The sequence below is a fragment of the Pseudorhodobacter ferrugineus DSM 5888 genome, assembly GCF_000420745.1.
Taxonomy (GTDB): domain Bacteria; phylum Pseudomonadota; class Alphaproteobacteria; order Rhodobacterales; family Rhodobacteraceae; genus Pseudorhodobacter; species Pseudorhodobacter ferrugineus.
Genome location: NZ_ATVN01000001.1, coordinates 24,685 through 48,458 on the forward strand (window position 1 = coordinate 24,685; position 23,774 = coordinate 48,458).

Annotated in this window: 24 protein-coding genes; 9 read left to right on the plus strand and 15 right to left on the minus strand. The window is 59.0% G+C overall.

Features of this window, described 5'->3' with window-relative positions; genetic code table 11:
• Positions 1 to 76: 76 nt before the first annotated feature.
• From G560_RS19840 to G560_RS0100165, 6 genes are all read right to left on the minus strand, one after another.
• Positions 77 to 382 carry a GAF domain-containing protein gene (locus tag G560_RS19840; RefSeq protein ID WP_050525155.1) on the minus strand — a complete coding sequence of 102 codons (306 nt, stop codon included), beginning with the start codon at positions 380 to 382 and terminating at the stop codon, positions 77 to 79.
• 249 nt (positions 383 to 631) lie between these two features.
• Complete coding sequence (locus G560_RS0100145; RefSeq protein ID WP_155947067.1) at positions 632 to 1,906, minus strand: HPP family protein; 1,275 nt, start codon at positions 1,904 to 1,906, stop codon at positions 632 to 634.
• Positions 1,792 to 2,805: a DNA polymerase III subunit delta gene (locus G560_RS0100150; protein ID WP_022702279.1), complete on the minus strand. Its 1,014-nt coding sequence runs from the start codon at positions 2,803 to 2,805 to the stop codon at positions 1,792 to 1,794. Before G560_RS0100150 ends, G560_RS0100145 begins: the two co-directional genes overlap by 115 nt.
• A complete protein-coding gene (gene lptE, locus G560_RS0100155) occupies positions 2,802 to 3,287 on the minus strand; it encodes an LPS assembly lipoprotein LptE (RefSeq protein ID WP_022702280.1) in 486 nt (161 codons plus the stop codon). Before lptE ends, G560_RS0100150 begins: the two co-directional genes overlap by 4 nt.
• The gene (gene leuS, locus G560_RS0100160) at positions 3,274 to 5,829 is read right to left on the minus strand and encodes a leucine--tRNA ligase (protein WP_155947084.1); all 2,556 of its coding nucleotides are present in this window, start codon (positions 5,827 to 5,829) and stop codon (positions 3,274 to 3,276) included. The genes lptE and leuS overlap by 14 nt, the downstream gene beginning before the upstream one ends.
• 117 nt (positions 5,830 to 5,946) lie before the next feature.
• Positions 5,947 to 6,492, minus strand: coding sequence for a DUF3576 domain-containing protein (locus tag G560_RS0100165; RefSeq protein WP_022702282.1), 546 nt, complete (start codon positions 6,490 to 6,492; stop codon positions 5,947 to 5,949).
• Between the two features lie 463 nt (positions 6,493 to 6,955).
• Here G560_RS0100165 and G560_RS20130 point away from each other — a divergent pair, with 463 nt between their 5' ends.
• Both G560_RS20130 and G560_RS0100185 read left to right on the plus strand, forming a co-directional pair.
• Positions 6,956 to 7,966, plus strand: a complete 1,011-nt coding sequence (locus G560_RS20130) for a porin (protein WP_050525156.1) — start codon at positions 6,956 to 6,958, stop codon at positions 7,964 to 7,966.
• A gap of 185 nt (positions 7,967 to 8,151) precedes the next feature.
• Positions 8,152 to 8,805, plus strand: a complete 654-nt coding sequence (locus tag G560_RS0100185) for a YggS family pyridoxal phosphate-dependent enzyme (RefSeq protein WP_022702285.1) — start codon at positions 8,152 to 8,154, stop codon at positions 8,803 to 8,805.
• Here G560_RS0100185 and G560_RS0100190 read toward each other — a convergent pair.
• A complete protein-coding gene (locus tag G560_RS0100190) occupies positions 8,802 to 9,305 on the minus strand; it encodes a L,D-transpeptidase family protein (protein WP_022702286.1) in 504 nt (167 codons plus the stop codon). The genes G560_RS0100185 and G560_RS0100190 overlap by 4 nt on opposite strands.
• Entirely contained in the window at positions 9,302 to 10,384 is a 1,083-nt protein-coding gene (ribA, locus tag G560_RS0100195) for a GTP cyclohydrolase II (protein ID WP_028913551.1), read from the minus strand. Before ribA ends, G560_RS0100190 begins: the two co-directional genes overlap by 4 nt.
• Before the next feature lie 156 nt (positions 10,385 to 10,540).
• Here ribA and G560_RS0100200 point away from each other — a divergent pair, with 156 nt between their 5' ends.
• Positions 10,541 to 11,227, plus strand: a complete 687-nt coding sequence (locus tag G560_RS0100200) for a response regulator transcription factor (protein WP_022702288.1) — start codon at positions 10,541 to 10,543, stop codon at positions 11,225 to 11,227.
• Between the two features lie 391 nt (positions 11,228 to 11,618).
• Here the strand turns inward: G560_RS0100200 and G560_RS20905 are convergent, their stop codons facing one another.
• Together G560_RS20905 and G560_RS20135 are read right to left on the minus strand one after the other, a co-directional pair.
• Positions 11,619 to 11,759 carry a hypothetical protein gene (locus G560_RS20905; protein ID WP_155947069.1) on the minus strand — a complete coding sequence of 47 codons (141 nt, stop codon included), beginning with the start codon at positions 11,757 to 11,759 and terminating at the stop codon, positions 11,619 to 11,621.
• Positions 11,760 to 11,816: 57 nt separating this feature from the next.
• Entirely contained in the window at positions 11,817 to 12,227 is a 411-nt protein-coding gene (locus tag G560_RS20135) for an MFS transporter (protein ID WP_155947071.1), read from the minus strand.
• 81 nt (positions 12,228 to 12,308) lie between these two features.
• Here G560_RS20135 and G560_RS0100215 point away from each other — a divergent pair, with 81 nt between their 5' ends.
• The gene (locus G560_RS0100215; RefSeq protein ID WP_022702291.1) at positions 12,309 to 13,097 is read left to right on the plus strand and encodes an exodeoxyribonuclease III; all 789 of its coding nucleotides are present in this window, start codon (positions 12,309 to 12,311) and stop codon (positions 13,095 to 13,097) included.
• A gap of 18 nt (positions 13,098 to 13,115) precedes the next feature.
• Complete coding sequence (locus G560_RS0100220; protein WP_022702292.1) at positions 13,116 to 16,322, plus strand: 4Fe-4S dicluster domain-containing protein; 3,207 nt, start codon at positions 13,116 to 13,118, stop codon at positions 16,320 to 16,322.
• Positions 16,323 to 16,393: 71 nt separating this feature from the next.
• Here the strand turns inward: G560_RS0100220 and G560_RS0100225 are convergent, their stop codons facing one another.
• Both G560_RS0100225 and G560_RS0100230 read right to left on the minus strand, forming a co-directional pair.
• Positions 16,394 to 17,632, minus strand: coding sequence for a saccharopine dehydrogenase family protein (locus G560_RS0100225; protein ID WP_022702293.1), 1,239 nt, complete (start codon positions 17,630 to 17,632; stop codon positions 16,394 to 16,396).
• A gap of 11 nt (positions 17,633 to 17,643) precedes the next feature.
• The gene (locus tag G560_RS0100230) at positions 17,644 to 18,738 is read right to left on the minus strand and encodes a carboxynorspermidine decarboxylase (RefSeq protein ID WP_022702294.1); all 1,095 of its coding nucleotides are present in this window, start codon (positions 18,736 to 18,738) and stop codon (positions 17,644 to 17,646) included.
• Between the two features lie 197 nt (positions 18,739 to 18,935).
• On the opposite strand from G560_RS0100230, the gene G560_RS0100235 reads away from it, so the two are divergent.
• Entirely contained in the window at positions 18,936 to 19,406 is a 471-nt protein-coding gene (locus G560_RS0100235) for a DM13 domain-containing protein (protein WP_022702295.1), read from the plus strand.
• 9 nt (positions 19,407 to 19,415) lie between these two features.
• On the opposite strand, the gene G560_RS0100240 is transcribed toward G560_RS0100235, so the two are convergent.
• The 3 genes from G560_RS0100240 to G560_RS0100250 form a co-directional block, all read right to left on the minus strand.
• The gene (locus G560_RS0100240) at positions 19,416 to 19,985 is read right to left on the minus strand and encodes a hypothetical protein (protein WP_022702296.1); all 570 of its coding nucleotides are present in this window, start codon (positions 19,983 to 19,985) and stop codon (positions 19,416 to 19,418) included.
• A 169-nt stretch (positions 19,986 to 20,154) separates the two neighbouring features.
• Entirely contained in the window at positions 20,155 to 20,859 is a 705-nt protein-coding gene (locus G560_RS0100245) for a winged helix-turn-helix domain-containing protein (protein ID WP_028913553.1), read from the minus strand.
• On the minus strand, positions 20,831 to 21,115 hold the full coding sequence (locus G560_RS0100250) for a hypothetical protein (RefSeq protein ID WP_022702298.1): 285 nt from the start codon (positions 21,113 to 21,115) through the stop codon (positions 20,831 to 20,833). Before G560_RS0100250 ends, G560_RS0100245 begins: the two co-directional genes overlap by 29 nt.
• 201 nt (positions 21,116 to 21,316) lie before the next feature.
• Between G560_RS0100250 and G560_RS20140 the strand changes: the two genes are divergently transcribed.
• From G560_RS20140 to G560_RS0100265, 3 genes are all read left to right on the plus strand, one after another.
• A complete protein-coding gene (locus G560_RS20140) occupies positions 21,317 to 21,787 on the plus strand; it encodes a hypothetical protein (protein WP_022702299.1) in 471 nt (156 codons plus the stop codon).
• 132 nt (positions 21,788 to 21,919) lie between these two features.
• Complete coding sequence (locus G560_RS0100260; RefSeq protein ID WP_022702300.1) at positions 21,920 to 22,558, plus strand: ribonuclease HII; 639 nt, start codon at positions 21,920 to 21,922, stop codon at positions 22,556 to 22,558.
• Between the two features lie 85 nt (positions 22,559 to 22,643).
• Positions 22,644 to 23,762, plus strand: coding sequence for a site-specific DNA-methyltransferase (locus G560_RS0100265; protein WP_022702301.1), 1,119 nt, complete (start codon positions 22,644 to 22,646; stop codon positions 23,760 to 23,762).
• Positions 23,763 to 23,774 lie beyond the last annotated feature (12 nt).

The window sequence follows — 23,774 nt, forward strand, 5'->3', positions numbered from 1 at the left end:
GCCCCAAGCAACATCGCGCAGCATCACGCACGGCCAAACGCTCCCGCCACGCCTTGGCCAAGGCGCGCGGCCGGGCTTACCCCAAGGGGCGGGCGGCAACCTCTTGCAATAGCGCAATATGGGACTTGCCCATCAAGGCCATATAAGCGGCCAGACGTTGGGGCGTGAAATGACCTTCCTCGGCCAGCAGATTGGCGGTGCCCACCACATGCGCCCCCCGTAAAATTGGCAAGTTGGCACAGGATCGGCACCCCAACGCCACGATCTGCGCATGGTCGGGGAACAGGTGCTGGAACGTGCGGTCCTGATTGGTGGCAAACGCTTCACCCCGCCCGATGACCTGCTGGGACCACGCATCATCTGACAGCGGCTTGGTGCCCAAAACGGGATAGGCCGCAGGGTTTTAACTGAATGCGCGCCGTACCAAGCCTTGCGCGGGGTCGTGCAATGTCACCGTGAACAGGCGAATGCCAAGGGCGGTGCAGTCGGCGCACAGATCATCATAAACGCTCACTTGGCGATCTCCTGATCCAACTATTCAAGGAAAGTCGGGCTGTGCTGGTCAAATAGTGCACGGTCGGACGGGTAATGGGGGCGAACAGATCATCGGACAAGCGGCGCCTTGACCATATCATTCCGTTCCCTCCGGATGGTGCGCCTTGGCCAACGCCGCAATCAAATCGGCGCGGGTCACAAGGCCAACCAGCCGCGCCCCGTCCAAAACCGGCACGGCCTGCTGCTCCCCTTGGGCCAAAAGGTCGATCAATACCCCCAAAGGTGTGAATTCTGACACCGTGCCCACCATGCGCTCCATCACGTCAGCGGCGACAGGTTCGGCCACGTCGCGGCTGGCCTTCAACAGGCGCTGCAAAACGCCGTCGGCAGGGCCCTCGGGCTTGTGCAGCACGCGCACCAAATCGGTTTCCGTTACCAACCCCTGAAACACTCCGTCAAACCCTACTACGGGAATGGTGCGAATGCGGTGCTGGCGAAACAAGGACGCGATTTGCCCCAGCGGCATTCCCGGATGGGCGGTCACCAAATCGCGGGCCATAATCTTGCCCGTCTCCACCCCGTCAAACAAATGCTCGGCCGCCAGCCCATGTGCGGCGTCAATCAGACGGGCAAGGTCGGCCGCCCCAATGTTGGCATCCAACCCCAAACGCTGCAAAATCGTGGTCAAATCCGCATCTTTGATCACGGGGCGCAAGCCTGCGTCGCCAATGGGGCGGGGGGAGTGTTCCCGTGGCTGCCGGAACGGATAGACCCGCCCCGTCATCCGGTTAAACGCCACCGCCACTAGCAACAATAACGCCGTATCCAACAAGACCGGACTAAACGCATAGGAAAACCCAACCTCGCGCACCGCATCTGCGGTCAAAACCGTGCCAAGGGCGATGCCCGCGGCAGGCGGATGAGTGGCCCGCAGCATCATCATCGCGATCATCGCCAGCGTTACTGACAGCCCCAGCGCCAACCACGGCTCGGCCACCGTCAACACTACAGCCACACCAACCAGCGCCGACACGGTATTGCCAACCAGCGCCGACCACGGCTGCGCCAGCGGACTGCTTGGCACGGCAAAGGCCAACATCGCCGTGGCCCCCAAGGGCGCTATCAGCAACAATGTCGGGTCCGGTCCAGCGGCATTGACAGGGGCCATCGTCAGGCGCACCAGAAATGTACACAGCGTCAGGCCGATGCCTGCACCAATACAGGCGCGTAACATTTCGCGGGGAGGCGGGCGGCCGACAGCAGGCCCCAATGCGCGGGCTATGCGGCGCGCCCTTGTCACTTTGGCGCCATTGCCAAACGGATCAACGTGCGCTCCATCACCGCCATCGCGGGTGCGCGGCTGGTGGACCGCAAGGTCAGGTCGGTTTCCAACAATTCCCCCAGCGCCCATTCCAGCACGGGAACACGCCAACCTTGAATCTGGCGTAACATCCGGTCGCGGCGCGGACCAAACACGCGCATCCGCACCATGCCATTCGCCGCCCCGCCGCTGTCTGTCGCCGCCCCGTGCAACGCCTTGAAGTGCCGCAATGCGCCGATGCACAGGGTCACAGGCGCAACACCTTGCCCCTCCAGCCGCCGCATCAGCGCACCCACTTGCCGCTGGTCACGTTCGGCCACGGCATGGATCACGTCATCCACTTCCGCCTCTATCGTGCCGGGTGCACAGGCTGCCACATCAGCCGAACTCAAAGGATCGGACACCCCCCACTGATACAGCGCAATCTTTTCCAGCGTTTGCCTAAAATCACCGGGGTCCAGCGCACGGGCCAAAACCCCCAAATCGGTCATCGCTTCGGGCGCAATCGCGGCCAATCCGGCGCGTTTCAGCTCGGCCTCGATTTCCTCACGGCTGGGCGGTTCATCATACAGGCCAATGCAAACGGCATCGCCCGAATCATCAAATACCTTTTTCAACGGCGATTTCGCGGTCAGCGCGCCCGCAGTCACCACAATTGCCGCATCCCCGTGTCGCCATTCGCGCAAGGTGTCCGCCAGCAAGGGGGCCAAACCATCCGTCGCCTCCTCGACAAAGGCCACACGCGGGCCGGGGAAAAATCCGGTGGACCGCATGGCATCCGACAGCGCCGCGCCATCCTTGCGCAGCTCGGCGGCGGGCAGGCGGGTCAGGCGCATCTCGGCCTCACCCTGCGGACCAACCAGCGCCAAAATCGCCTCTTGGCGTTTCAACGCCACGCGCATCGGATCGGCCCCGAATATCAGCAACCCTGCCTTTTTCGGGTCAGGCGCGGCCAGATACTTGGCCGCCTGCTGGCCTTTCAGGTTCATTTAACCGCCCATTCCCCCGAGGTTGCCAGCAATTGGCTGACAATCTGGTCCGCGATAATCCGCATCAGGCGCTGGGCCGCATCCTCTTGCGCGGCCAAGCCCGCCACGGTCGACCCTGTCGCCGAATAGGACGTAAAGTTCTGCGTCTTGCCCCCCGCCAGCCGCGCGCGGGTGACTGTGTCGGTCAATTCCCAGTCCACAATGCCTGTCAGGTTATAGCGCGTGATCGCATTGTTGGTGGAAACGCCAACGCCGACAGGTGTCAGCGTGATGGTGTAACTCAGGTCGTATTTCCGGTTGTCCGCTGGCCCCAGCCGTTCCTCCAACCGTTCGACAAGGTCAAACGCGGCCTTGTCGCGCGGCTCGGCGGCCAAAACGGTGTTTTGCAAGGCTGTGCCGCCGCCCCCCGGCCCATAGGCGGGGGTAAAGCCGCAAGCGGCAAGCGTTAACGTGCAGGCCAAGAAAAATTTAGATAACCACATTCACAATCCGCCCCGGTACTACGATCAATTTCTTTACAGGCTGCCCCGCAAGGAACTTGACCACAGCATCATCCGCCAGAACAATCTTTTCAACCTCGGATGCAGGCATATCGGCAGGAACCGTGATTTCCCCGCGCCGTTTGCCGTTAATCTGAATGGGCAGAACTATCGTATCTTGCACCAACATGGCAGGATCGGCCACAGGCCATGCCGCCTGCGCGATCAGGCCCGCGCCGCCCATCTGCGCCCAAATCTCCTCGGCCAAATGCGGCACCATGGGCGACATCAATTGCGCCAAGGTGCGCACAGCCTGCACCATCGCAGGCTTGCCCGCCTTGGATTTCGACAAGGTGTTGGTAAATTCATAGAGCTTTGCAATCGCCTTGTTGAAGGCAAAGCTTTCAATCCCGCGCGTCACATCCTGCACAGAACGGTGCATGGCGCGCAGCAAATCCTCATCACCTTCGCCTGTACCCTCCGGCATGGCGGCGATGCGTTCGGCCAAGGCAGACACACGGCCAAGGAATTTGGCCGTCGCCTCGGCCCCTGAGGCGGTCCATTCCACATCACGTTCCGGCGGGCTGTCCGACAGCACAAACCAGCGCGCGGTATCGGCACCGTATGTCGCGATAATATTCATCGGGTCCACGACGTTTTTCTTGGACTTCGACATTTTGATGATCGGTCCAACCTCAACCGGCGTTCCATCGCGCAAGGCGGCGCTGCCATCGGTTTTCACCACATCTTCGGGCATCTGCCACACTTCGCGGCCATCGGGCCCGCGCGTGGCATAGGTTTCATGCGTCACCATGCCTTGGGTGAACAGTGCGTTGAACGGCTCAATCGCCTTTTGCGGCAAATGCCCCGTCTTGTGCATCGCGCGGGCAAAGAACCGCGAATACAGCAAGTGCAAAATCGCATGCTCCACCCCGCCGATATATTGGTCGACATTCATCCAATAGTCGGCATCCGCCGCATTGGTTGGCGTTTCCGAATGGGGTGCGGTGAACCGCGCGTAATACCAAGAACTGTCCACAAACGTGTCCATCGTATCGGTTTCCCGCCGCGCCGCCGCCCCGCATTTAGGGCATTTGCAGTCGCGCCACGTTGGGTGACGGTCCAACGGGTTGCCGGGAATGTCGAATGTCACATCATAAGGCAGCTCGACCGGCAGGTTTTCCTTGGCCTCGGGCACCACGCCGCACGCCGCACAATGCACCACGGGGATCGGGCAACCCCAATAGCGTTGGCGCGATACGCCCCAATCGCGCAGGCGGTAATTGGTCACGCCGCGCCCCACACCCTTTGATTCGCAAAAGGCAATCGCCGCATCCACTGCATCCGCGCCCGTTTGCACCTCATCCCCCGCAAACCCGCGGATATAGCGCACGGGTTCGGATTTCAGCGGCACGAAAGCCTCGGTCAGTGCTGCGTCCTCGGCCCCCTCGGCCACGAACACGGGCGGAATCGGCAAATCATACTTGGTCGCAAAGTCAAAATCGCGTTGGTCATGCGCTGGGCAACCGAAAATCGCGCCCGTGCCGTATTCCATCAACACAAAGTTGGCGATGTATACCGGCAGCTCCCATGCCGTATCAAACGGATGGCGCACCCGCACGCCCGTATCCATCCCGCGCTTTTCGGCCTTTTCCAAGGCCTCCTCGCTGGTGCCGATCTTGCGACATTCGGCCACAAAAGCCGCCACGCCCACGTCATGCCGCTCCAAATGCTTGGCCAAGGGGTGATCGGGACTGACCGCCACGAAACTTGCCCCCATCAATGTATCCGGCCGCGTGGTATACACCTCAACGCGGTCAAACCCGTCCGGCGCGCCGACGGTGGAAAACGCAAACTGCAAGCCGCGCGATTTCCCGATCCAGTTCGCCTGCATCAGACGCACCTTTTCCGGCCAATCCTTCAACCCGTCCAGCGCCTCCAGCAATTCCCCCGAATAGTCGGAAATCTTGAAAAACCACTGCGTCAGCTCGCGCCGTTCCACCACAGCGCCGGAACGCCAGCCCTTGCCGTCAATCACCTGCTCGTTCGCCAAAACGGTCATATCCACCGGGTCCCAGTTCACCACAGCATTCTTGCGGTACACCAACCCCTTTTCCATCATGTCGATAAACATCGCCTGCTGCTGGCCGTAATACTCCACATCACAGGTCGCAAACTCGCGGGACCAGTCAATCGACAGGCCCAACGGCTTCATCTGCCCGCGCATGTCGGCGATATTGCCATAGGTCCAGTCCTTCGGATGCCCGCCCCGTTCCATCGCAGCGTTTTCCGCCGGCATGCCAAACGCATCCCACCCCATCGGATGCAACACAGAAAACCCGCAGGCCGCCTTATACCGCGCGACCACATCGCCCATGGTATAGTTGCGCACATGCCCCATGTGAATGCGCCCCGACGGATAGGGGAACATCTCCAAAACATAATACTTGGGGCGGCTGGCATCGCGGCGCGCGGTAAACACCCCCGCCGCCTCCCAGGCCTCTTGCCAACGCGTCTCGATTACGGCGGGTTCATAGGGCATGATGCGCGGGCCTTCCACATGGGGTCAAATATCCCGCGCAGTTAACCCAACAGCACCCACAAGGTCCAGAGACCCCATAGGCTTCATCTTTGCAAAAATACTCAAATCAGGCCAAAAAACCTAAAGCTTGTCGTCGCGAATGCGCAACTGCCGTGCCCGCGTCAAAATCGCGTCCTCGACAGCGCGCTGCGTGTCACGGCTTACCGATGCACCGCCGCGTGTCTGCAACGACACCTTCAGGCTGCGCGCATCCAGCGCTGGGTCTTGCACATACACAGTCGCACGGTACGCACGCCCACCACCGGGCGGGGTGCCATAGCCGGTGACAATCACACCCGTAAACGGATCAACCGTTTCCACTGGCAAAAAGTTCAGAATGTCCAAGCTGGCATTCCAGATATACTTGTTCACCTTGATCGTGGTGTTCGGGTCCGCCGCATTGTCGAACAACTCCCAAATCGTTCCGGTCCGCTGCTGTGCGGGCGATGCCTCGCGCGCCGCGTCCTCGGCATCCACCAACGCCTGCTGCTCGGCTGTCATTGGCACGGTGCTTTTGCCCCGCCCGCCAAAACCAAACCCCGAATCCCCGCTTGCAAAGCCGCAAGCAGTAAGTGTTGTCACGGCAGCCCCAAGCGCAGTCGCGCGCAGCAGATGATGCAAGGTCATATGCGTCCCTCGATTGATATCTTTGTTTGTCTAACTGACGCCCCCCCGCAGAACAAGGGGTTTAACGGCCCGCCCCATCGCGTTTTGCGGGGGCTTTGCGCTTTCCCTTGCTTCATACGCCGCGCGATTGCAGGTCAAACGGCCCCAAACGCACAGATTCGGGCGGTGCCAAACCACCCCGATAAACCGCGCGCCACGCTGGCCCCTATATAAGACGTAAGGAATTGCCGCCCGAAATCACCCAAATTTCGGCGGTAATCCCGCCAAGCCGCTGAACAATCCTTGGGCGCCGTGCCATACTGTGGCCCCGTACTGTTGCAATGGCGCACCACAAACCACGTCTTTCCTGTTCTGGCCGCAGTCGTCGTTGCAATCAAACGCGTTAGGGTGGATTACAGGAACATACCCAAGTTGGATTTCACCAGTTTGGGCAGCACCTTTGACAAAAACACGAGGGAAGAACATGAAAAAGATTTTGATCGCGACGACCGCTCTTGTCGCAACCGCTGGCGTTGCCGCAGCTGACGTTACCCTGTCCGGTTATGGCCGTTTTGGTATGGACCACAATAGCGGCGCTACTTCGCCTGCTACCCAGACCCGCATCAACAGTCGCTTCCGTCTGAACTTCGACGCAACGACCGAAACTGATGCTGGTGTAACTTTTGGTGCCCGCGTTCGTTTACAGCAGAGCAGCGGTTCATCGTTTAACGGTATTGCGGCAAGTAGCACACTGGGCACCGTCTCTGCCACCAATGGTGCATCGTTGAACGCAGCACAGTTCTCGGCTACGTACCAAGGTTTCCGCATGGAAGTTGGTAACGCAAACACCGCGATCGATTCCGTTGCGTTGATGTACAACTCGGAAATCGGTTACCTTGATCGTGGCTTCGGCGACCCAATCGGTGGCTTCCAAGCTTACTCCTCGACTCCTTATTCGGCTGACCTTACTGGTGAAGATGGCGCTTCCGGTCGTATGGGTGTATTCGCGTCTTACAAGCTCGGTGCCGGTACTGTTCGCGCGTCGTACATTAACCCGAACCAAAATGTCATTGCTTCGGGACGTGTTTTGAAAGCTGAAACATCGATTTCTGCTGACTATAACTTCGGTCAGTTCACCGTTGCTGGTGCTTACGCTGATAACGCTGCATTCGCAGACAACGCTTCCTCGCTGTTCCTTGGCGCTGAATACGCTGTAATGCCAAACGCAAACGTTGGCCTTCTGTACTTCCAAGACGACAGCGGTGTTGCTGGTGTAGCAAACCAAGACCGCGTAACCATCTATGGTAACTACAAAATGGACGCTATGACCTTCAAAGGTTATATCGCTGATGACAATAAAGTTGGTAACCTGACAGACACCGCTTTTGGTGTTGGCATGGATTACGATTTGGGCGGCGCTCGTCTGGCTGCGGACATTCACCGCAACTACAACAAAGATACCATTGTTGGTCTGGGTGTACGCTTCAACTTCTGATCCTAGGATCTGAAGCAGAGATAGAAAGAGCGGGCTTAGGCCCGCTCTTTTTGTTTTGCAGAGGACTGTGCAATCGCGCCGCTTTGCGGGTTCGGGCGCGTTTTGCCAAAACCACCCCCGCCGTGCGCCTTCCCTTTCCCCCCGCCCCCCGTTAGGTTCGCCGCACATCCAAAAGGCAGCCCAACATGACCCTTTCCACAATCCAGTCCCGTCTCCTCGCGGCCTGCGCCGCCGCGAATCGCGAGTCCGCCAGCGTAACCCTGATCGCCGTGTCCAAGGTGCAGCCAATCGAACGGGTCCGCGCCGTGTTATCCCAAGGGCATCAGGTGTTCGGCGAAAATTATGTGCAAGAGGCGGTGCAAAAATGGCCTGACCTGCGCGCCGAATTTGGCCCTGTTCAGGTCCACATGATCGGCCCTTTGCAAACCAACAAGGCCAAACCAGCGGTCGACCTGTTTGATGCGATCCACACCCTCGATCGCCCGTCCTTGGCCACAAAACTCGCCACCCTCGCCCAATCGCGCGGCACCAGCCCTGATTTGTTTATCCAGATCAACATCGGGTCCGAACCGCAAAAGGCAGGCGTTCTGCCTGATGACGCAGATGCGTTCATCGTCACCGCCCGCGCGCTGGATCTGCCCATTCGCGGTCTGATGTGCATCCCCCCCGAAGATCAGGACAGCACACCGCATTTCAAATCCTTGTCAGAAATCGCCGCCCGTAACGGCCTATCCGGCCTGTCGATGGGGATGAGCAGCGATTTTGAATCCGCCATCGCAGCCGGTGCCACCCATATCCGTGTCGGTTCCGCTATTTTCGGGGAACGAAACTATGGTTAACGCCTAACAATCAGCCGCGCGCCCAGCTGAACCCGCGCTGCAATCCACCGCAAATCCACAGGGTTAAACGCCACACAGCCCGCCGTAGGAAAGCCCACCCGCCGCCATTGGTGCAAGAAAATCGCCGACCCGCGCCCCGCCACGGCATCGGGCCAGTTCCAATCGGTAATCATCACCATATCATAAAGCGGGTCCGCGCGCCGCATCACCTCATGCCCGAACGGGTGGGGCGCGCGGACAAGGTGGTTGTAATCTGGGTCCGTCACGTCATCCGACCACAAATCCCGCAATCCGATCGGCTGCGCCCAAGCCGGTAAATCCGCCCCGCGCAGCCTGTCGGGCCGGTAATACATGCCCACAATCCGGTGCACCCCCACAGGTGTCGCCCCATCACCTTCGCGCTTGTCCACCGCAATCCCGCCCCGCCCGATGGTGCAAGCAAACCGCCGCCCCGCAAACCGCAGGCCCGTTGGCGTCAGAATGAGATCTTTCACGCTCACAGCAAATGCCCCGATTTGGCCACCTTGGTCGCCAGATAGGCCGCGTTTTGGTCGGTTTGGCCCACGCGCAGCGGCACCCGTTCGGCCACATTAACGCCCATCGCCTGCATCATCGCAATCTTGGCGGGGTTATTGGTCAGCAACCGCACCGCGCCAAAACCCAATTCGCGCAAAATGCCCGCACCCAGCCGAAAATCCCGCTCGTCATCCTCAAACCCCAGCCGGTGGTTCGCCTCGACCGTGTCAAACCCTTGGTCCTGCAAGGAATAGGCGCGCATTTTGTTGGCAAGCCCAATCCCGCGCCCTTCTTGGTTCAGGTACAGCAAAACCCCTGCGCCCTCATTGCCCATCTGGGTCAGCGCAGCATGAAGCTGCGGCCCGCAATCGCATTTCAAACTGCCCAGCACATCGCCGGTAAAACAGGCCGAATGCAGCCGCGCCAAAACGGGCTTGCTGCGGTCCGGCCGCCCCACCTCAATCGCGTAATGTTCCGGCCCGCCATCCTCGGGGCGCAGCACATGCACGCGGCCCGATCCGGCCAAAAGCATCGGCAACCGCGCGGCACTGACAGGATGCAAAGGTGACGACCGGCCAAGCTCTGGCATCACGGCAGGCACCGAAAGCCGCGTCAACGCCTCCATTCCTGCTGCATCCGGGGCCACCGCAACGGCAACGACTGCAGGCAGCAACGGTGCCGATTTAGCCAACAGTATTGCCGCGCGGTGTAAATCGGTCGCGCCACCCCGCACGGCCCGCAGCGGCCCTTTCATCGGAAAACGCAAGTCATCGGCGGGGTCGGCCAACGCGCGCAACCACGCCAGCCCAGCGTCGACAGGCACCTCAATCCGCACCAAATCACCGTCATAGGCGGGGGTTTTCAGCGTTTCGGCCCGCCGCGCAGTCAGCGCCAATTCCAACGCCCCAAGTACGCGCAGCGCTGCCAGCCGTTCCACCGACAGCGATTCGACAGCCACCACCAGCGCCGCGCGCCCGTCGGCATGCAGAAAAACCGGCACCCCCATACGCAAATCACCCCGCGCGCGGGTCAGTTGTTCCACAATTGTCAGGCACAACGCCATCTGCGTCCCCTTAATCACATTCGCTTTATGTAACGCCAGCGCTGGCAAATTGAAACATAAAGCCTGAAATCCACACGTCCGCGTGAAAACCTTGACGCATATCTTGCCGAAACCGTGTGTCAGGCGCATCTCAATACCAACACAGAGGAGCGGACAATGGCACAATTGCGCAAAATTCTTTTGGTAGATGATGATGACGACCTGCGTGAGGCACTCAGCGAACAGCTGGTGATGACCGAAGATTTCGACGTGTTCGAGGCCGGAAATGGCGCCGACGGCATGGCAAAGGCCAAAGAGGCGCTTTATGATTTGGTCATTCTGGATGTCGGTTTGCCCGATACAGATGGCCGCGAGCTGTGCCGCCGTATGCGAAAGGCAGGCGTGAAAAGCCCCATCATTATGCTGACAGGTCATGACACCGACGCCGATACCATTCTTGGCCTTGATGCCGGCGCCAATGATTACATCACCAAACCGTTCAAGTTTCCGGTCCTTCTGGCCCGCATCCGTGCGCAGTTGCGCCAGCATGAACAATCCGAAGATGCCGTATTCCAACTTGGGCCATACACCTTCAAACCCGCCCAAAAAATGCTTTTGGATGAAAAGGATAAGAAGATTCGTTTGACCGAAAAGGAAACGAATATCCTGAAATTCCTGTACCGCGCATCGTCATCCGTGGTGGCCCGCGATGTGCTGCTGCATGAGGTGTGGGGCTATAACGCTGGCGTCACCACCCACACGTTGGAAACCCATATTTACCGTCTGCGCCAAAAGATCGAGCCCGATCCGTCAAATGCCCGTTTGTTGGTAACGGAATCAGGTGGATATAGACTTGTTGCCTGACTGCCATACTAACGCTAAAATCGTCACCTATGACATGATTTATGCGCGATTGTAGCGTATACAGGTTGAATACAGTTCCCCTTGTCGCGTCGGGGTCATGGCGCGCACCTCCCTGTTGGACCTTGGCCGGGCACGCTGCCCGGTCTTTTTTTGTCCAGTGATTTCCCCGAATGTGAGATATCTGATTTAGGTCAAGGTTCGTTAACCTTTTTCTGGTCAGATAAAGGCTCCTCCCTGTTGTACTGGGCCGGGCCGCTGACACGCTGTGCCCGGTCTTTTTTTATGGGGCTTACGGCCTGCGCAAATGGGTCAGCGCATAGGCCAGCACCAGCAGTGTCCCAAAGGTCGCCACAGCAAAGGGCAGGCGCAGCGCGGCCTCGCGGCCCCAACCCTATTGCCCCAGACTAACCAATGCACCGCCTGCCAAGGCCTCTATCGGCATCGCGCCCCACCCAAAGAATCGATAGATGCTGTTCACACGCCCCAAAATCGTATCGGGGATAATCCGTTGGCGAAACGAAATCGTCGCCACGTTCCACACCATCGACCCAAAGGCTCCAATTGCCAGCGCCAGCCCCGCGACCAGCGCCTATCCGGTCAGCACAAACAAAATGTAATTCACGCAAAACGCGATCAGCCCAAAAATCATGCTGCCGCGCAACCCCAACCGTTTGCAGATTTGCGGTGCCAGCAGCCCACCCAAAACGCCGCCAACTGCGCCTGCGGTCATCAAAAATCCTGTACCCACGGCTGACAACCCAAGGACCTCTTGGGCATGTAAAACCAACACCGTCAGCCCCGCCATATGGCTGGCATTTACCGCCACCAGCATCGCAGCGCGCGTCAGCAAGGTCGCCAACCACGGCAGCGCCAACGCCGACACCCCATCGCCAAGGTTAGAAATGGCCGAGGCTGAAAACACTAGCCGATAGTTCCGGTTCTTGGCCAGCAGCATCCGCGCCCCCTCTTGCGCCGTGATGATGCAAAGTCGGTGCAGCACCTACAAGCCACAAATCGGATGGGGGTTGAGCCTCCCTCTCCACACCCCTAGGGTACCCCCAACCCAGATCAGGAGCTTGCCATGACCTTTACCCTCGCCACTTGGAACATCAATTCCGTCCGTCTGCGCGAAGGTTTGGTTGCCCGCCTCTTGGGCGACGAAGCCCCCGATATCTTGTGCCTGCAAGAATGCAAAAGCCCTGTTGAGAAAATCCCGCTGGAACAGTTTCAGGCCCTTGGTTACCGCTACATGGTCGCGCGCGGGCAAAAGGGCTATAACGGCGTGGCAATCTTGTCGAAACTGCCCTTGATGGACGCAGGCGACAAGGATTTCGCAGGTCTGGGGCAGGCCCGCCATGTCGCCGCACGGCTGGAAAACGGCGTGACCATCCACAACTGCTATGTCCCCGCAGGCGGCGATATCCCCGACCGCAGCGTGAACGAAAAGTTCGGCCAAAAGCTCGATTACCTGACAGAATTGCGCGATTACTTTCGCTGGGAAAAACCCAGCCGCGCCATCCTTGTTGGTGACCTGAACATCGCCCCGCGCGAAGATGACGTCTGGGGCCACAAGCAATTGCTGAAAATCGTCAGCCATACACCTATTGAAGTTGAGCATTTCAACGCGGCGATGGAGGCGGGCGATTGGACCGATGTCACCCGCGCCGACATCCCCCAAGGCCTCTTGTACAGCTGGTGGTCCTACCGCGCCAAGGACTGGGATGCGGCCGATAAAGGCCGCCGGTTGGACCACATATGGGCCACTGGCGACATCGCCAAATCCGCCCATTCCAGCCGCATCCTGCGCGATGTGCGCGGTTGGGAACAGCCCAGCGACCATGTTCCCGTCTTTGCGACCTTCGATCTGTAACCACCCAAAGGACCCGCCATGCGCCTGTTTTCCATCAAGGATCGGCCCGTCCATCTTGGCCCTTTTCCGCTGGAACGCCTTGCGCGGCACGCGGGCGCGCCTGACCTGACCGCTCTTCCCGCGCCCGAACCCTTGATCTTTCACCACCCCGATCCCGAAAACCTGACCAACGCGATGGCGCGGTTCATGGGTATGTTCGACACGGTCCGCGATGGCGCATTGGCCCACGGTGCCGCCGAAATTCCCGACACACCACAAGACCGCACCGACCACCTAAAGGCCGCCAGCTATTATTTCGATGCCTCGATGGTTGGCATTGCGGCCCTGCACCCCGACCACCACCTAACCACCCCCCACCGCAACCCCGATATTGATGCCTTGCGGGTGGAACTTGAACAGGGCCAACCCGCCACCCACGCCGCAGGTATTGATCAGATTTACGCCGATGTGCTGGATGCCGCGCGCCTGACCCACGGCCTAATTCCGCACCACAGCCACGCGCTTGTTTTCCTTGTCGAATACACCCGCGACCCCGCACAGGCTGAACCCGGCACCGATTGGCTTCACGGGTCCCAAGCCCACCGCGCCGCCCTCCTCGCCAACAATACCGCTGTGGTCATCTCCAGCTACCTGCGCCTGCTGGGCCACCCCGCCCGCGCCCATTCGGCCAGCACATCCGATGTCGACCTTTTGCGCCTTGCGGTCAGCGCGGGGCTGGTGGACGAATCCGGCACTGCCCCCTATGTCGGCAAACGCTTTGCCCTCGCGGCGGTTACCTCCACGATGGAACTGATCCCCGACCAACCCCTAGCGCCCAACGCGGGCCATAACGGTTGGCGCAGTCACGGCCCCGATTGGCAGATGGGCCGCCACACGCCGCGCTCGGCCGCCACCGCCGAACCTTTTGCCAAACGCCCGTTCCACCTTGGCCCCTATCCGTTTGAAACCCTTAAACGCGTGCCAAAACCCACCACCTTTATGGATGAACCCCGCATCCCCCGTTTCCCCAAACGCGCCGAATTTTTCGCCCGCGCCCTGTTCGGCGATATGGGCAAATCGGTGCAAGAGGTGGCAAAGGGCGGCTATTATGTGGTCAAAAGCCCCATCGGTGCCTGTGCCCGCCGTGCGCTTGGTGCTCTCCTTCTCCTCCAATTCGGCGGCCCGCGCGGCCCCGCCTCACCGCAGGCCACAGACCCCAAGCGCAACGCCCAAAACCTCAAAGCCGCCAGTTATTACCTGTCGGCCGATGCCGTGGGCCTGTGCCGCGTGCCCGAATGGGCGTGGTATTCGCACGGATCAAACGGTGACCCGATCGACGCCCGCCACCCAAACGGCGTCAACCTGCTGCTCGACCAAGGCTATGACACTATGGAAGGCGCGTCTGGCGACGACTGGATTTCCGTAGCCCAATCCATGCGCGCCTACCTGCGCTTTTCCCTGCTGGGCGGTGTGGTGGGCGAACAAATCCGCCGCATGGGCTATGACGCCCGCGTCCATTCGGTGATTGATGGCGAGGTGCTGCAACCGCCGCTTTTGCTGCTGTCGGGGTTAGGTGAAGTCAGCCGGATTGGCGAGGTTATCCTTAACCCCTTCCTTGGCCCGCGCCTCAAATCGGGCACCGTCACCACCGATATGCCGATGGACCACGACTTGCCGATTGATTTTGGCCTGCAAACATTCTGCAATTCTTGCAACAAATGTGCCCGTGAATGCCCGTCTGGGGCCATAACTGCTGGCCCGAAACTGATGTATAACGGCTATGAGATTTGGAAATCCGATGCCGAAAAATGCACCCGCTACCGCCTGACCAATGCGGCGGGCGGCATGTGTGGCCGCTGCATGAAAACCTGCCCGTGGAATCTGGAGGGGTTGTTTGCGGAAAGCGCCTTTCGCTGGGTCGCGATGAAAGCGCCGCAAACCGCCAAGGCACTGGCGGCATTGGATGATAAGCTGGGGCGCGGTCGCATCAATCCCGTGAAGAAATGGTGGTGGGATATCGAACTCGACCCAAAAACCGCCCGCTACGTCACCGCCCGCGCGACCAATACGCGGGGGTTAAGCCCCGAAATTGATCTGCAATACAAAGATCAAACACTCGCCGTTTACCCCGCCGATGTGATGCCGCAGCCCTATCCCGTGATCCAGCCGTTGAACCGCGAGGCGGGCATCAAACGCTACCGCGAACTTTTGCTGCCCGCCGACTATCAGGCGCGGCTTGCGCGTGGTGAAACAGACGGCCTCGCCCCAGGCCCGCAACCGCTTGCGGAGCCGCCCGTGTTTCCTGTCATCGTCACCAAACGCGATGACCTGTCCCCCGATGTCGCGCGGTTTGAACTGCGCCGCGCCGATGGGGGCGACTTGCCGCCCTTTACCGCTGGCGCGCATATCGACGTGGTCATTGCCCCCGAATACCAGCGCCAATATTCGCTGGCAGGCGACCCGGCGGACCCGTCCAAATACGTGCTTGGTCTTTTGCGCGAACCCTTGGGGCGCGGCGGTTCCGCCCTCATGCACCGTATTTTCCGCCAAGGTCGCCGCCTGTTCATCAGCCCGCCCCGCAACCATTTTCCACTCGACGAATCCGCGCCCTTCAGCCTCCTCATGGCCGGCGGCATAGGAGTGACGCCGATGTTGACCATGGCGCACCGCTTGCACGCCTTGAACAATGATTTTTCGCTGCACTATTCCGCCGCCAATCTGGAATCGGCGGGTTTTATGGCTGAAATCGCCGCCCAACCGTGGGCAACCCGCGCGCAACTCCATCTGTCGCAATCGGGCACCCGCGCCGATCTGGGGGCACTCATCCCCGATTACACATCGGGTTTCCGCCTTTATACCTGCGGGTCCAACCGCTACATGGATGCGGTTTTTGCCGCCGCCACCGCCAAAGGCTGGCCCGAAGCGGCGCTGCTGCGCGAATATTTCACCGTCCCCGAGGCCCCCGATTGGGTGAACCACCCCTTCACGCTGGAACTGACCAAATCCGGCAAAACCCTACAGGTGCCCGCCGATAAATCGGCAACCGATGTGCTGGCCGAAGCAGGCATCCCCGTGACGACCAAATGTTCCGACGGCATCTGCGGCGTCTGCGCCACAACCCTGCCCGTGGGCCAAGAGGTTGAGCACCGCGATTACGTCCTGTCCGCGGCTGAACGTGAAACCCGCGTCATCCTGTGCTGTTCGCGTGCCGCCAAGCCGAACGGCACGCTGCGGATAGACCTTTAAGCGGTTTGCCCGCACTCTGAGCCAGAGTGCGGGCAAACCAAGACAAGGAAACCCCTGTCCGAATATTTAGGCTATAGGTCCAACGCCCGATCACCCGCCGCATCCCTGATCCGCGTGGGCAGGCCCAGTTTGGCCAGCAGCCCCAAAAACGGCTTGGGGTCCAGATCTTCGACATTGGCCATATGCCCTACGTCCCAAACCCCATCTGCAATCAGCATGGCTGCGGCCACAGGTGGCACGCCGGCGGTATAGGAAATACCCTGTGACCCCACCTCATTATACGCGTCCTTATGGTCGGCCACGTTATACACAAACACCTCAACCGGCTTGCCATCCTTGGTGCCCTTCACAAAGTCACCAATGCAGGTTTTGCCGGTATAATCCGGCGCAAGGCTGGAGGGGTCGGGCAGCACGGCTTTGACAACCTTCAGCGGCACAACCTCCAACCCTTCGGCGGTGGTCACGGGCTGCTCCGACAGCAGCCCGAGGTTTTTCAGCACGGTAAACACATTGATGTAATGGTCGCCGAACCCCATCCAGAACCGCACATCGGCATGCGGGTAACGTGCGGCCAGCGAATGCACCTCATCATGCCCCGACAAATAGGATTTCTGGCGGCCCACCACGGGCAAATCATCCTCGCGCCCCACCTCGAACATCGCATTCTCAGTCCACGCGCCGTTTTGCCACGCATAGACCGTGCCAGTGAATTCGCGGAAATTGATCTCGGGGTCAAAGTTGGTGCTAAAGTATTTCCCATGGCCGCCCGCATTAATATCAACAATATCAATGGATTGCACCTCATCCATGCACGCATCCACCGCATAGCGGGCAAAGGCATTCACCACGCCCGGATCAAACCCCGCGCCCAAAATCGCGGTCACACCAGCAGCGCGGCAGGCCTCGCGCTTTTTCCACTCATAATTCCCGTACCACGGCGGCGTCTCGCAAATCTTGGCGGGGTCCTCATGGATCGCCGTGTCGATATAGGCGGCACCCGTGGCAATACACGCATCCATCACCGTCATATTCACGAACGGTGCCCCCACGTTGATGACAATCTGCGCCCCGGTCTGACGGATCAACACGGTCAGCGCGTCCACATCCATCGCATCGACCGTATAGGCATGAAACGCCCCCGGCACCTGCATCGACGCTTTGGCCCGCACGCCTTCAATAATAGCCTCACATTTGGCAACCGTCCGGCTGGCGATATGCAAATCCCCCAATACATCATTATTCTGCGCGCATTTATGCGCCACAACCTGCGCCACACCGCCCGCGCCAATAATCAAAACATTGCGTTTCATATCAAACCCTTTCAGCCCAAATTGCCTTCAAAATCCGCATAATCAAATGTCCGCGCCACGGTCAAAGTCCCGTCCAATTCGCGCAACACGATCGACGGCATCTTGACGCCGTTAAACCAGTTTTTCTTGACCATCGTGTACCCCGCCGCATCGGCAATCGACAAACGATCCCCAACAGCCAGCGGCGCAGGGAACGAAAACTCGCCAAAAATGTCCCCAGCAAGGCAGGACTTCCCGCAGACCATATAGTCATGCGGCCCCGTCACCGCCATCTTGGCAGGTTCACGGTAAATCAGCAAATCCAGCATATGCGCCTCGACCGAACTGTCGACAATCGCCAAATCCTTGCCGTTGTTCAAAACGTCCAGCACCGTCACCTCCAGGCTGGCACAGCCCGTAATCGCTGCCTCGCCGGGTTCCAGATAGACTTGCACGCCAAACCTGTCGGCAAACGCCCGCAGCCGCGCGGCCAGCCGTTCCAACGGATAACCCTCACCCGTAAAGTGAATACCGCCTCCAAGGCTTATCCACTCCATCCGTTCCAAAAATCCGCCAAACTCGGCCTCAATCCGTGTCAACTGCTGGTCAAACAGCTCAAAATCGCCGTTCTCGCAATTGTAATGGATCATCACGCCTGAAATCCGGTCCGCCACCGCATTCAGTTTCGCCAAATCCCATTCGCCCAAACGGCTGAACGGGCGGGCAGGGTCGGCAAGGTCAAAATGCGATGTCGAAAACTGCGGGTTCAACCGCAACCCCCGCGCAATCCCTGCGGTTTTGCCCGCAAATCGTTCCAACTGGCTGATGGAATTAAAGATGATCTTGTCGGCATAGCTCACAGCCTCATCCACCTCATCCTCGGCCCAGGCAACCGAATAGGCATGCGCCTCATGGCCAAATTTTTCGCGCCCCAAACGCAGCTCATACAGACTGCTGGACGTCGTGCCATCCATATGGCCCTGCATCACATCAAACGCGGGCCAAGTGGCAAAACACTTCAGCGCCAACAGGCATTTCGCACCCGAAAGGTCGCGCAGGCGGTCCATCTTGGCCATATTTTCGGCCAGCTTGGCCTTGTCGATCAGGTAATAAGGCGTCGGTATCATGGCGTCCCCCAACAAACTACTGGCCCCAAAAGGCAAGGGGCCGGATATAGGCCACCCCCCTCACCGATGCAAGGGACAGGGGCCAGATCCGGCCGCAGCGGATCGCGCCACGGGCCGCGCAAAAAAATACCCGCAAATTTCCTCTGGCCCCGAGGGTCGAGCCCCCCCATCATGGGGGCAAATCATAAGGGGTCTTCATGCTGCGTTTTTTCACACTTGGTTTCACACATCTGATCGCAGTGGCAATCGGCTTTGCGCTGGGCGTCTATTTTCTGCCCATCATCACGGCCCCGCCATCCCTCGGTCAGGCGCAGTTGCAAGAACAGGCCTCAGGTGCAATGTTCACCGCCGATCTAACGCGCGATCTACGTGGCAGTGATTTCTTGCATTGGGGTGAAGGTAAAATCAGCCTGTCCCCTGATCGTATCGTCCATGAAGGCACCCTTGCGCCCGGCCCCGATTACAAGCTGTATCTGGTCAAGGAATTCGTCGAACACGAGGATGAGTTTTTGCCGCTGAAATCTCAGGCGCAGCTGATTGGCGATATCAATACCTTTAACGGCGTGGTTTTGCCGGTGCCCCAAGGCGTTGATATCACTCAATACACCACAGTCCTTATTTGGTGCGAGGCGTTTGGCGAATTCATTACGGCTGCGAAATACCGTTAGTCCGCGGGCTTAATGCCGCCGCGCCACCATCGCCTCTTGCGCCGACACGATCCCTCGCGCGGCAAGGTCAGACACCTCGGCAGCGTGGGTTTGCAAGGCGGCCACCGTTTCGGCATCGGTGGATGTTTGGGTGATGATGATGCCCGTGTCGGTCGGGTCCATTTCCGTCACGATCAGCGCGCGGTTTTTGAACAAAATATCCAGCGTGGGGCTTTGGATCATAACGCGCGGGTCGCGGCCTTGGTCAACGCGGTCGATCATGCCGATTACATGGGAAACCAATTCGTCGCGCAGCTTGGGGTTGGTGGTTTCGGTCACGGTACGAATACCATCGGGCAGGTTTTCCACCGTGCGGGTGATCTGCATGTGGCCCTCAAACATGGCGCGCAGCTCGGATTCCTCGGCCTCGGTTGTGTCCACGCCTTTGAACATATGCCCCATGCCCATGCCGCCCATGTGCCCCGCGCCCATGCCGTGCATTTGTGACATGACGGTATGTTCCAGTGCATAGCGGTTGGCATAGGCCAAGCCGCCCAGCACCACGACCGCGCCAAGGATGATCAGATATCTGCGTTTCATGGCGCACCCCTTTATATTCACAATATTGGATATATGGGCCGTCGTGGGGCAAGGGTCAAGCAATGCGCATATGTCCGCGCGAACGCGGGTTAATATTTGGTAAAGAAAAATATGAATACTGTTTAATATCAGTATGTTGTGGAAATGTCCGCGCGCGAACATTCCGCGGTCAATTCATCCGGATCACATCTTTTCCCACCGCCAAAACATAGCCCCTGCGGGCAATCGTTTTGACCAGCAGTTCCGAAACCAGCTGGTTTCCAAGGGCGTCCCGCAGCCTTTTTACCCGCGTGGCCCCCGCCGCCTCTTCACAATCCGATGCATCGCGGCCCGAAATCACCCCTTCAATCTGGGCCCCGGTCATCACATCATCATCCATCCTTGCCTCGGCCAGAACCGACAAGGTTTCAATCGCCGCCTCGGTCAGCTTGAATTCCAGATCGTTGATATAAACCGCATTGCTTTCGCGGCTGATAAATAGGCTAGAGACTTGGATCCCCGACCTTTGGATCGCCGAAATCCGCCGATTCAAGGCAACAATAGTGACCAGAAAAACCAGTGCCGCGATCATCAAAGCCGTGGCAAAAACCAGCAGCACGAAAATCACGACGCGGTAGCTGGACAAAACATCCGAAAACGCGGTGCCCGATTGGGCCAGAATTTCCAGCAGCTTAATCTCGGCCCCCGTGGTCAGCCCGTCGTTTTCTACAAACAACCGCTCCACCCGCGCATTGAAAGCGTTGGCATCGGGCAGATTCAGGAACAAAAAAACAGCCGTGCCAAACAGGATCAAAACAATGGCGGCAATGCCACCCGCCACGACCCGGTTGCCCGCCCGCAAACTTTCAGAAGGAGAGGAAGTAGGCACCCGCACTGGCTTTCCTTTCGGCAAGACCCTCAGGGCCAAAGATGGACAGGACGTTCAACAGTGTCCAGCCCTCTCGGGCCAAACGCGGCGCAATCACCCCAGCCGCCGCCCCTTTTGTGCAGGCAGTGTCAGGCAGGGCCATGACCCCGTAATGCAGCCGCAAGGGGTTGTCCTGTTTGGCCTTATAATCGGCATAGCATTCCGCCTGCGCGGCCCCGGCCAAAGCGACGCCAATCGTTAAGGCTGCAATTCCCTGTTTCAAACTCACGGCGCGATCCTCCTGATCTGCGGGTTGGGGGTAATCTGCCCTGAATGCTGGTTGTTATTCAATATCACGCGGTGGGTCCGGCGGGGTTATCGCATAGCCCTGCGCCGATATTGCCTGTCAAGCTGGGGGGCGGCCAGTGTGATCCCATCAACCTCGGCGCCAAAACGCGTTGACCCAAGTCAAAAGGATCTTAGCATGTTATTCCTCAAATCCCCCGCCGCCCGCCGTTTTACAGCAACCCTTGCGGCCACGGCGACCGCCCTTGCCTTGATGACCGCCGCGGCAGTTCCGGCTCGCGCAGATATACGCGGGGATGATCTTGCCAAAGCTTTGGCTGCGATTGCTGCCGTTGCCATCATTGGCTCGACCCTAAACAACAACAAGAGTTCTCGCGCTGCCGAGGTTCACCAACCACGCTATAGGGACGTGCCGCCGCGCCACCGCCGCGCGACGATTTTGCCCGCCCACTGCGCCGTAGAGGTGCGGGGCCGCCGTCACAGTAGCGTCGCATACCCCGAGCGTTGCCTGCGCCGTGCGGGAATTGACCAACGTTTGCCTCGCCAATGCGAAATTGACATCCACAGCCGGGGGCGTGACCGCACGGCATATGATCAGAATTGCCTGCTGAACTCGGGGTTTCGCACGCAAGGACGTGGCCGCCACTAATGGCCATGCAGTGGCGCGGAACCGTTCCCCGCTGACGCGCGTCCAAACTTGGGGTGGAGGGGTGAGCAGCCTCCGCCCCTTTTTCATTTTGTGCCCCTTTCCATTTTCGGTTCCATAGGGTTTGGTAGGACCATGAAACAATCTGCCCCAGATGACAGATATGAAATAGCCGCCCGAAACCGGGGGGCTTTGTGCATTGCGGGCGTCGATGAGGTGGGGCGTGGGCCACTTGCTGGCCCCGTGACCGCCTGTGCCGTGCGCTTGTTGCCGGGGCGGGTGCCGGCGGGCCTGAACGACAGCAAGGCGCTGACGGCGCGGCGACGCGAAGCGTTGTTTGACGCGATCATGGATATGGCAGAGGTGTCGGTCGCCCATGCTTCGGTTGAGGAAATCGACGCTTTGAACATTCTGCGGGCCAGTCATTTGGCGATGGTGCGGGCCTTACAGGGGCTGCCAACGGCTCCTGACTATGCTTTGATTGATGGAAACATGATGCCACGCGAAATGCCCTGCGCCGGCGAGGCGATTATCAAAGGCGATGCGCAAAGCTTGTCGATCGCGGCGGCGTCCATTGTGGCAAAAGTGACACGCGATCGGATCATGGTGGATTTGGCGCAACAGCATCCGGGCTATGGCTGGGACCGCAACGCCGGATATCCGACAAAAGAGCATCAGTTGGCGCTCCTAAATCTTGGGGTGACCGCGCATCATAGACGTTCGTTCAAACCTATACACAATATCTTGTATCAAGATAAATCTGTAAGTAGTTGATTCAATAAAGAATTTGACGTCGAATCAGGAATGACTCATCTTTAGCCTTAACAAACGACGCAAAATGCGCGGGGCAGAGGCAGAGATGATGATCAAAACAAAGACACCAGAGGCGGCTGTTTTGCCGTTGAACCAAATTCTTGCAGGTGACTGCATTGAGGCGATGAACAGCCTTCCTGCGGGGTCGGTTGATCTGATTTTCGCGGATCCACCCTATAACCTGCAATTGAAGGGCGATTTGCATCGCCCGGACAATTCCAAGGTTGATGCGGTCGATGATCATTGGGACCAGTTTTCCAGCTTTGCCAAGTATGACCAATTTTCCCAAGCCTGGCTTGCGGCGGCGAAACGGTTGTTGAAACCGAATGGCGCGTTGTGGGTGATTGGGTCGTATCACAATATTTTCCGGGTTGGGGCGACATTGCAGGATCAAGGCTATTGGGTGCTGAATGACGTGGTGTGGCGCAAATCTAACCCAATGCCGAATTTCCGGGGCAAACGCCTGACCAATGCCCATGAAACGCTGATCTGGGCCAGCCGTGATGAGGGCGCTAAATATACCTTCAACTATGAGGCGCTGAAGGCGCTGAATGAAGGGGTACAGATGCGGTCGGATTGGGTTTTGCCGATTTGTACCGGGCATGAAAGGTTGAAGGATGAGGCGGGGGATAAGGCCCACCCGACCCAGAAACCGGAAAGCCTGCTGCACCGGATTTTGATCGCGACGACGAATCCGGGCGATGTGGTTCTGGACCCGTTTTTCGGGACGGGCACGACGGGGGCTGTGGCCAAGATGTTAGGTCGCGATTTTATCGGGATTGAGCGCGAGGAGGCTTACCGTAAGGTTGCCGAAAAGCGGATCGCCAAGGTTCGGAAATTTGACGCCTCGGCGCTGGAAATCACGGGGTCAAAACGGGCGGAGCCGCGGGTTCCATTCGGGCAAGTGGTCGAGCGGGGTATGTTGCGGCCGGGAGAGGAACTCTATTCCCTTGGGAACCGTTATAAGGCCAAGGTTCGGGCCGATGGGACCCTTGTGGGCAATGATGTGAAGGGGTCCATTCATCAGGTTGGGGCTGCCATGGAAGGCGCGCCAAGCTGTAATGGCTGGACTTACTGGCATTTCAAGCGGGAAGGAAAGATGGTTTCCATCGATATTTTGCGCCAGCAAATCCGCGCCGAAATGGATGAGAGCCGGCCCCACTAGGCCCCCCCAGAT

Coding starts and splice junctions, on each gene's coding strand:
- G560_RS0100185 (WP_022702285.1), top strand. CDS start 8,152: ATGACCCTTTCCACAATCCAGTCCCGTCTCCTCGCGGCCTGCGCCGCC.
- G560_RS20130 (WP_050525156.1), top strand. CDS start 6,956: ATGAAAAAGATTTTGATCGCGACGACCGCTCTTGTCGCAACCGCTGGC.
- G560_RS0100240 (WP_022702296.1), bottom strand. CDS start 19,985: ATGAAACGCAGATATCTGATCATCCTTGGCGCGGTCGTGGTGCTGGGC.
- G560_RS0100225 (WP_022702293.1), bottom strand. CDS start 17,632: ATGAAACGCAATGTTTTGATTATTGGCGCGGGCGGTGTGGCGCAGGTT.
- G560_RS0100230 (WP_022702294.1), bottom strand. CDS start 18,738: ATGATACCGACGCCTTATTACCTGATCGACAAGGCCAAGCTGGCCGAA.
- G560_RS0100215 (WP_022702291.1), top strand. CDS start 12,309: ATGACCTTTACCCTCGCCACTTGGAACATCAATTCCGTCCGTCTGCGC.
- G560_RS0100220 (WP_022702292.1), top strand. CDS start 13,116: ATGCGCCTGTTTTCCATCAAGGATCGGCCCGTCCATCTTGGCCCTTTT.
- ribA (WP_028913551.1), bottom strand. CDS start 10,384: ATGGCGTTGTGCCTGACAATTGTGGAACAACTGACCCGCGCGCGGGGT.
- G560_RS0100200 (WP_022702288.1), top strand. CDS start 10,541: ATGGCACAATTGCGCAAAATTCTTTTGGTAGATGATGATGACGACCTG.
- G560_RS0100235 (WP_022702295.1), top strand. CDS start 18,936: ATGCTGCGTTTTTTCACACTTGGTTTCACACATCTGATCGCAGTGGCA.
- lptE (WP_022702280.1), bottom strand. CDS start 3,287: ATGTGGTTATCTAAATTTTTCTTGGCCTGCACGTTAACGCTTGCCGCT.
- G560_RS0100260 (WP_022702300.1), top strand. CDS start 21,920: ATGAAACAATCTGCCCCAGATGACAGATATGAAATAGCCGCCCGAAAC.
- G560_RS0100150 (WP_022702279.1), bottom strand. CDS start 2,805: ATGAACCTGAAAGGCCAGCAGGCGGCCAAGTATCTGGCCGCGCCTGAC.
- G560_RS0100165 (WP_022702282.1), bottom strand. CDS start 6,492: ATGACCTTGCATCATCTGCTGCGCGCGACTGCGCTTGGGGCTGCCGTG.
- G560_RS0100145 (WP_155947067.1), bottom strand. CDS start 1,906: ATGGGCGCTGGGGGAATTGTTGGAAACCGACCTGACCTTGCGGTCCAC.
- G560_RS20140 (WP_022702299.1), top strand. CDS start 21,317: ATGTTATTCCTCAAATCCCCCGCCGCCCGCCGTTTTACAGCAACCCTT.
- G560_RS0100265 (WP_022702301.1), top strand. CDS start 22,644: ATGATGATCAAAACAAAGACACCAGAGGCGGCTGTTTTGCCGTTGAAC.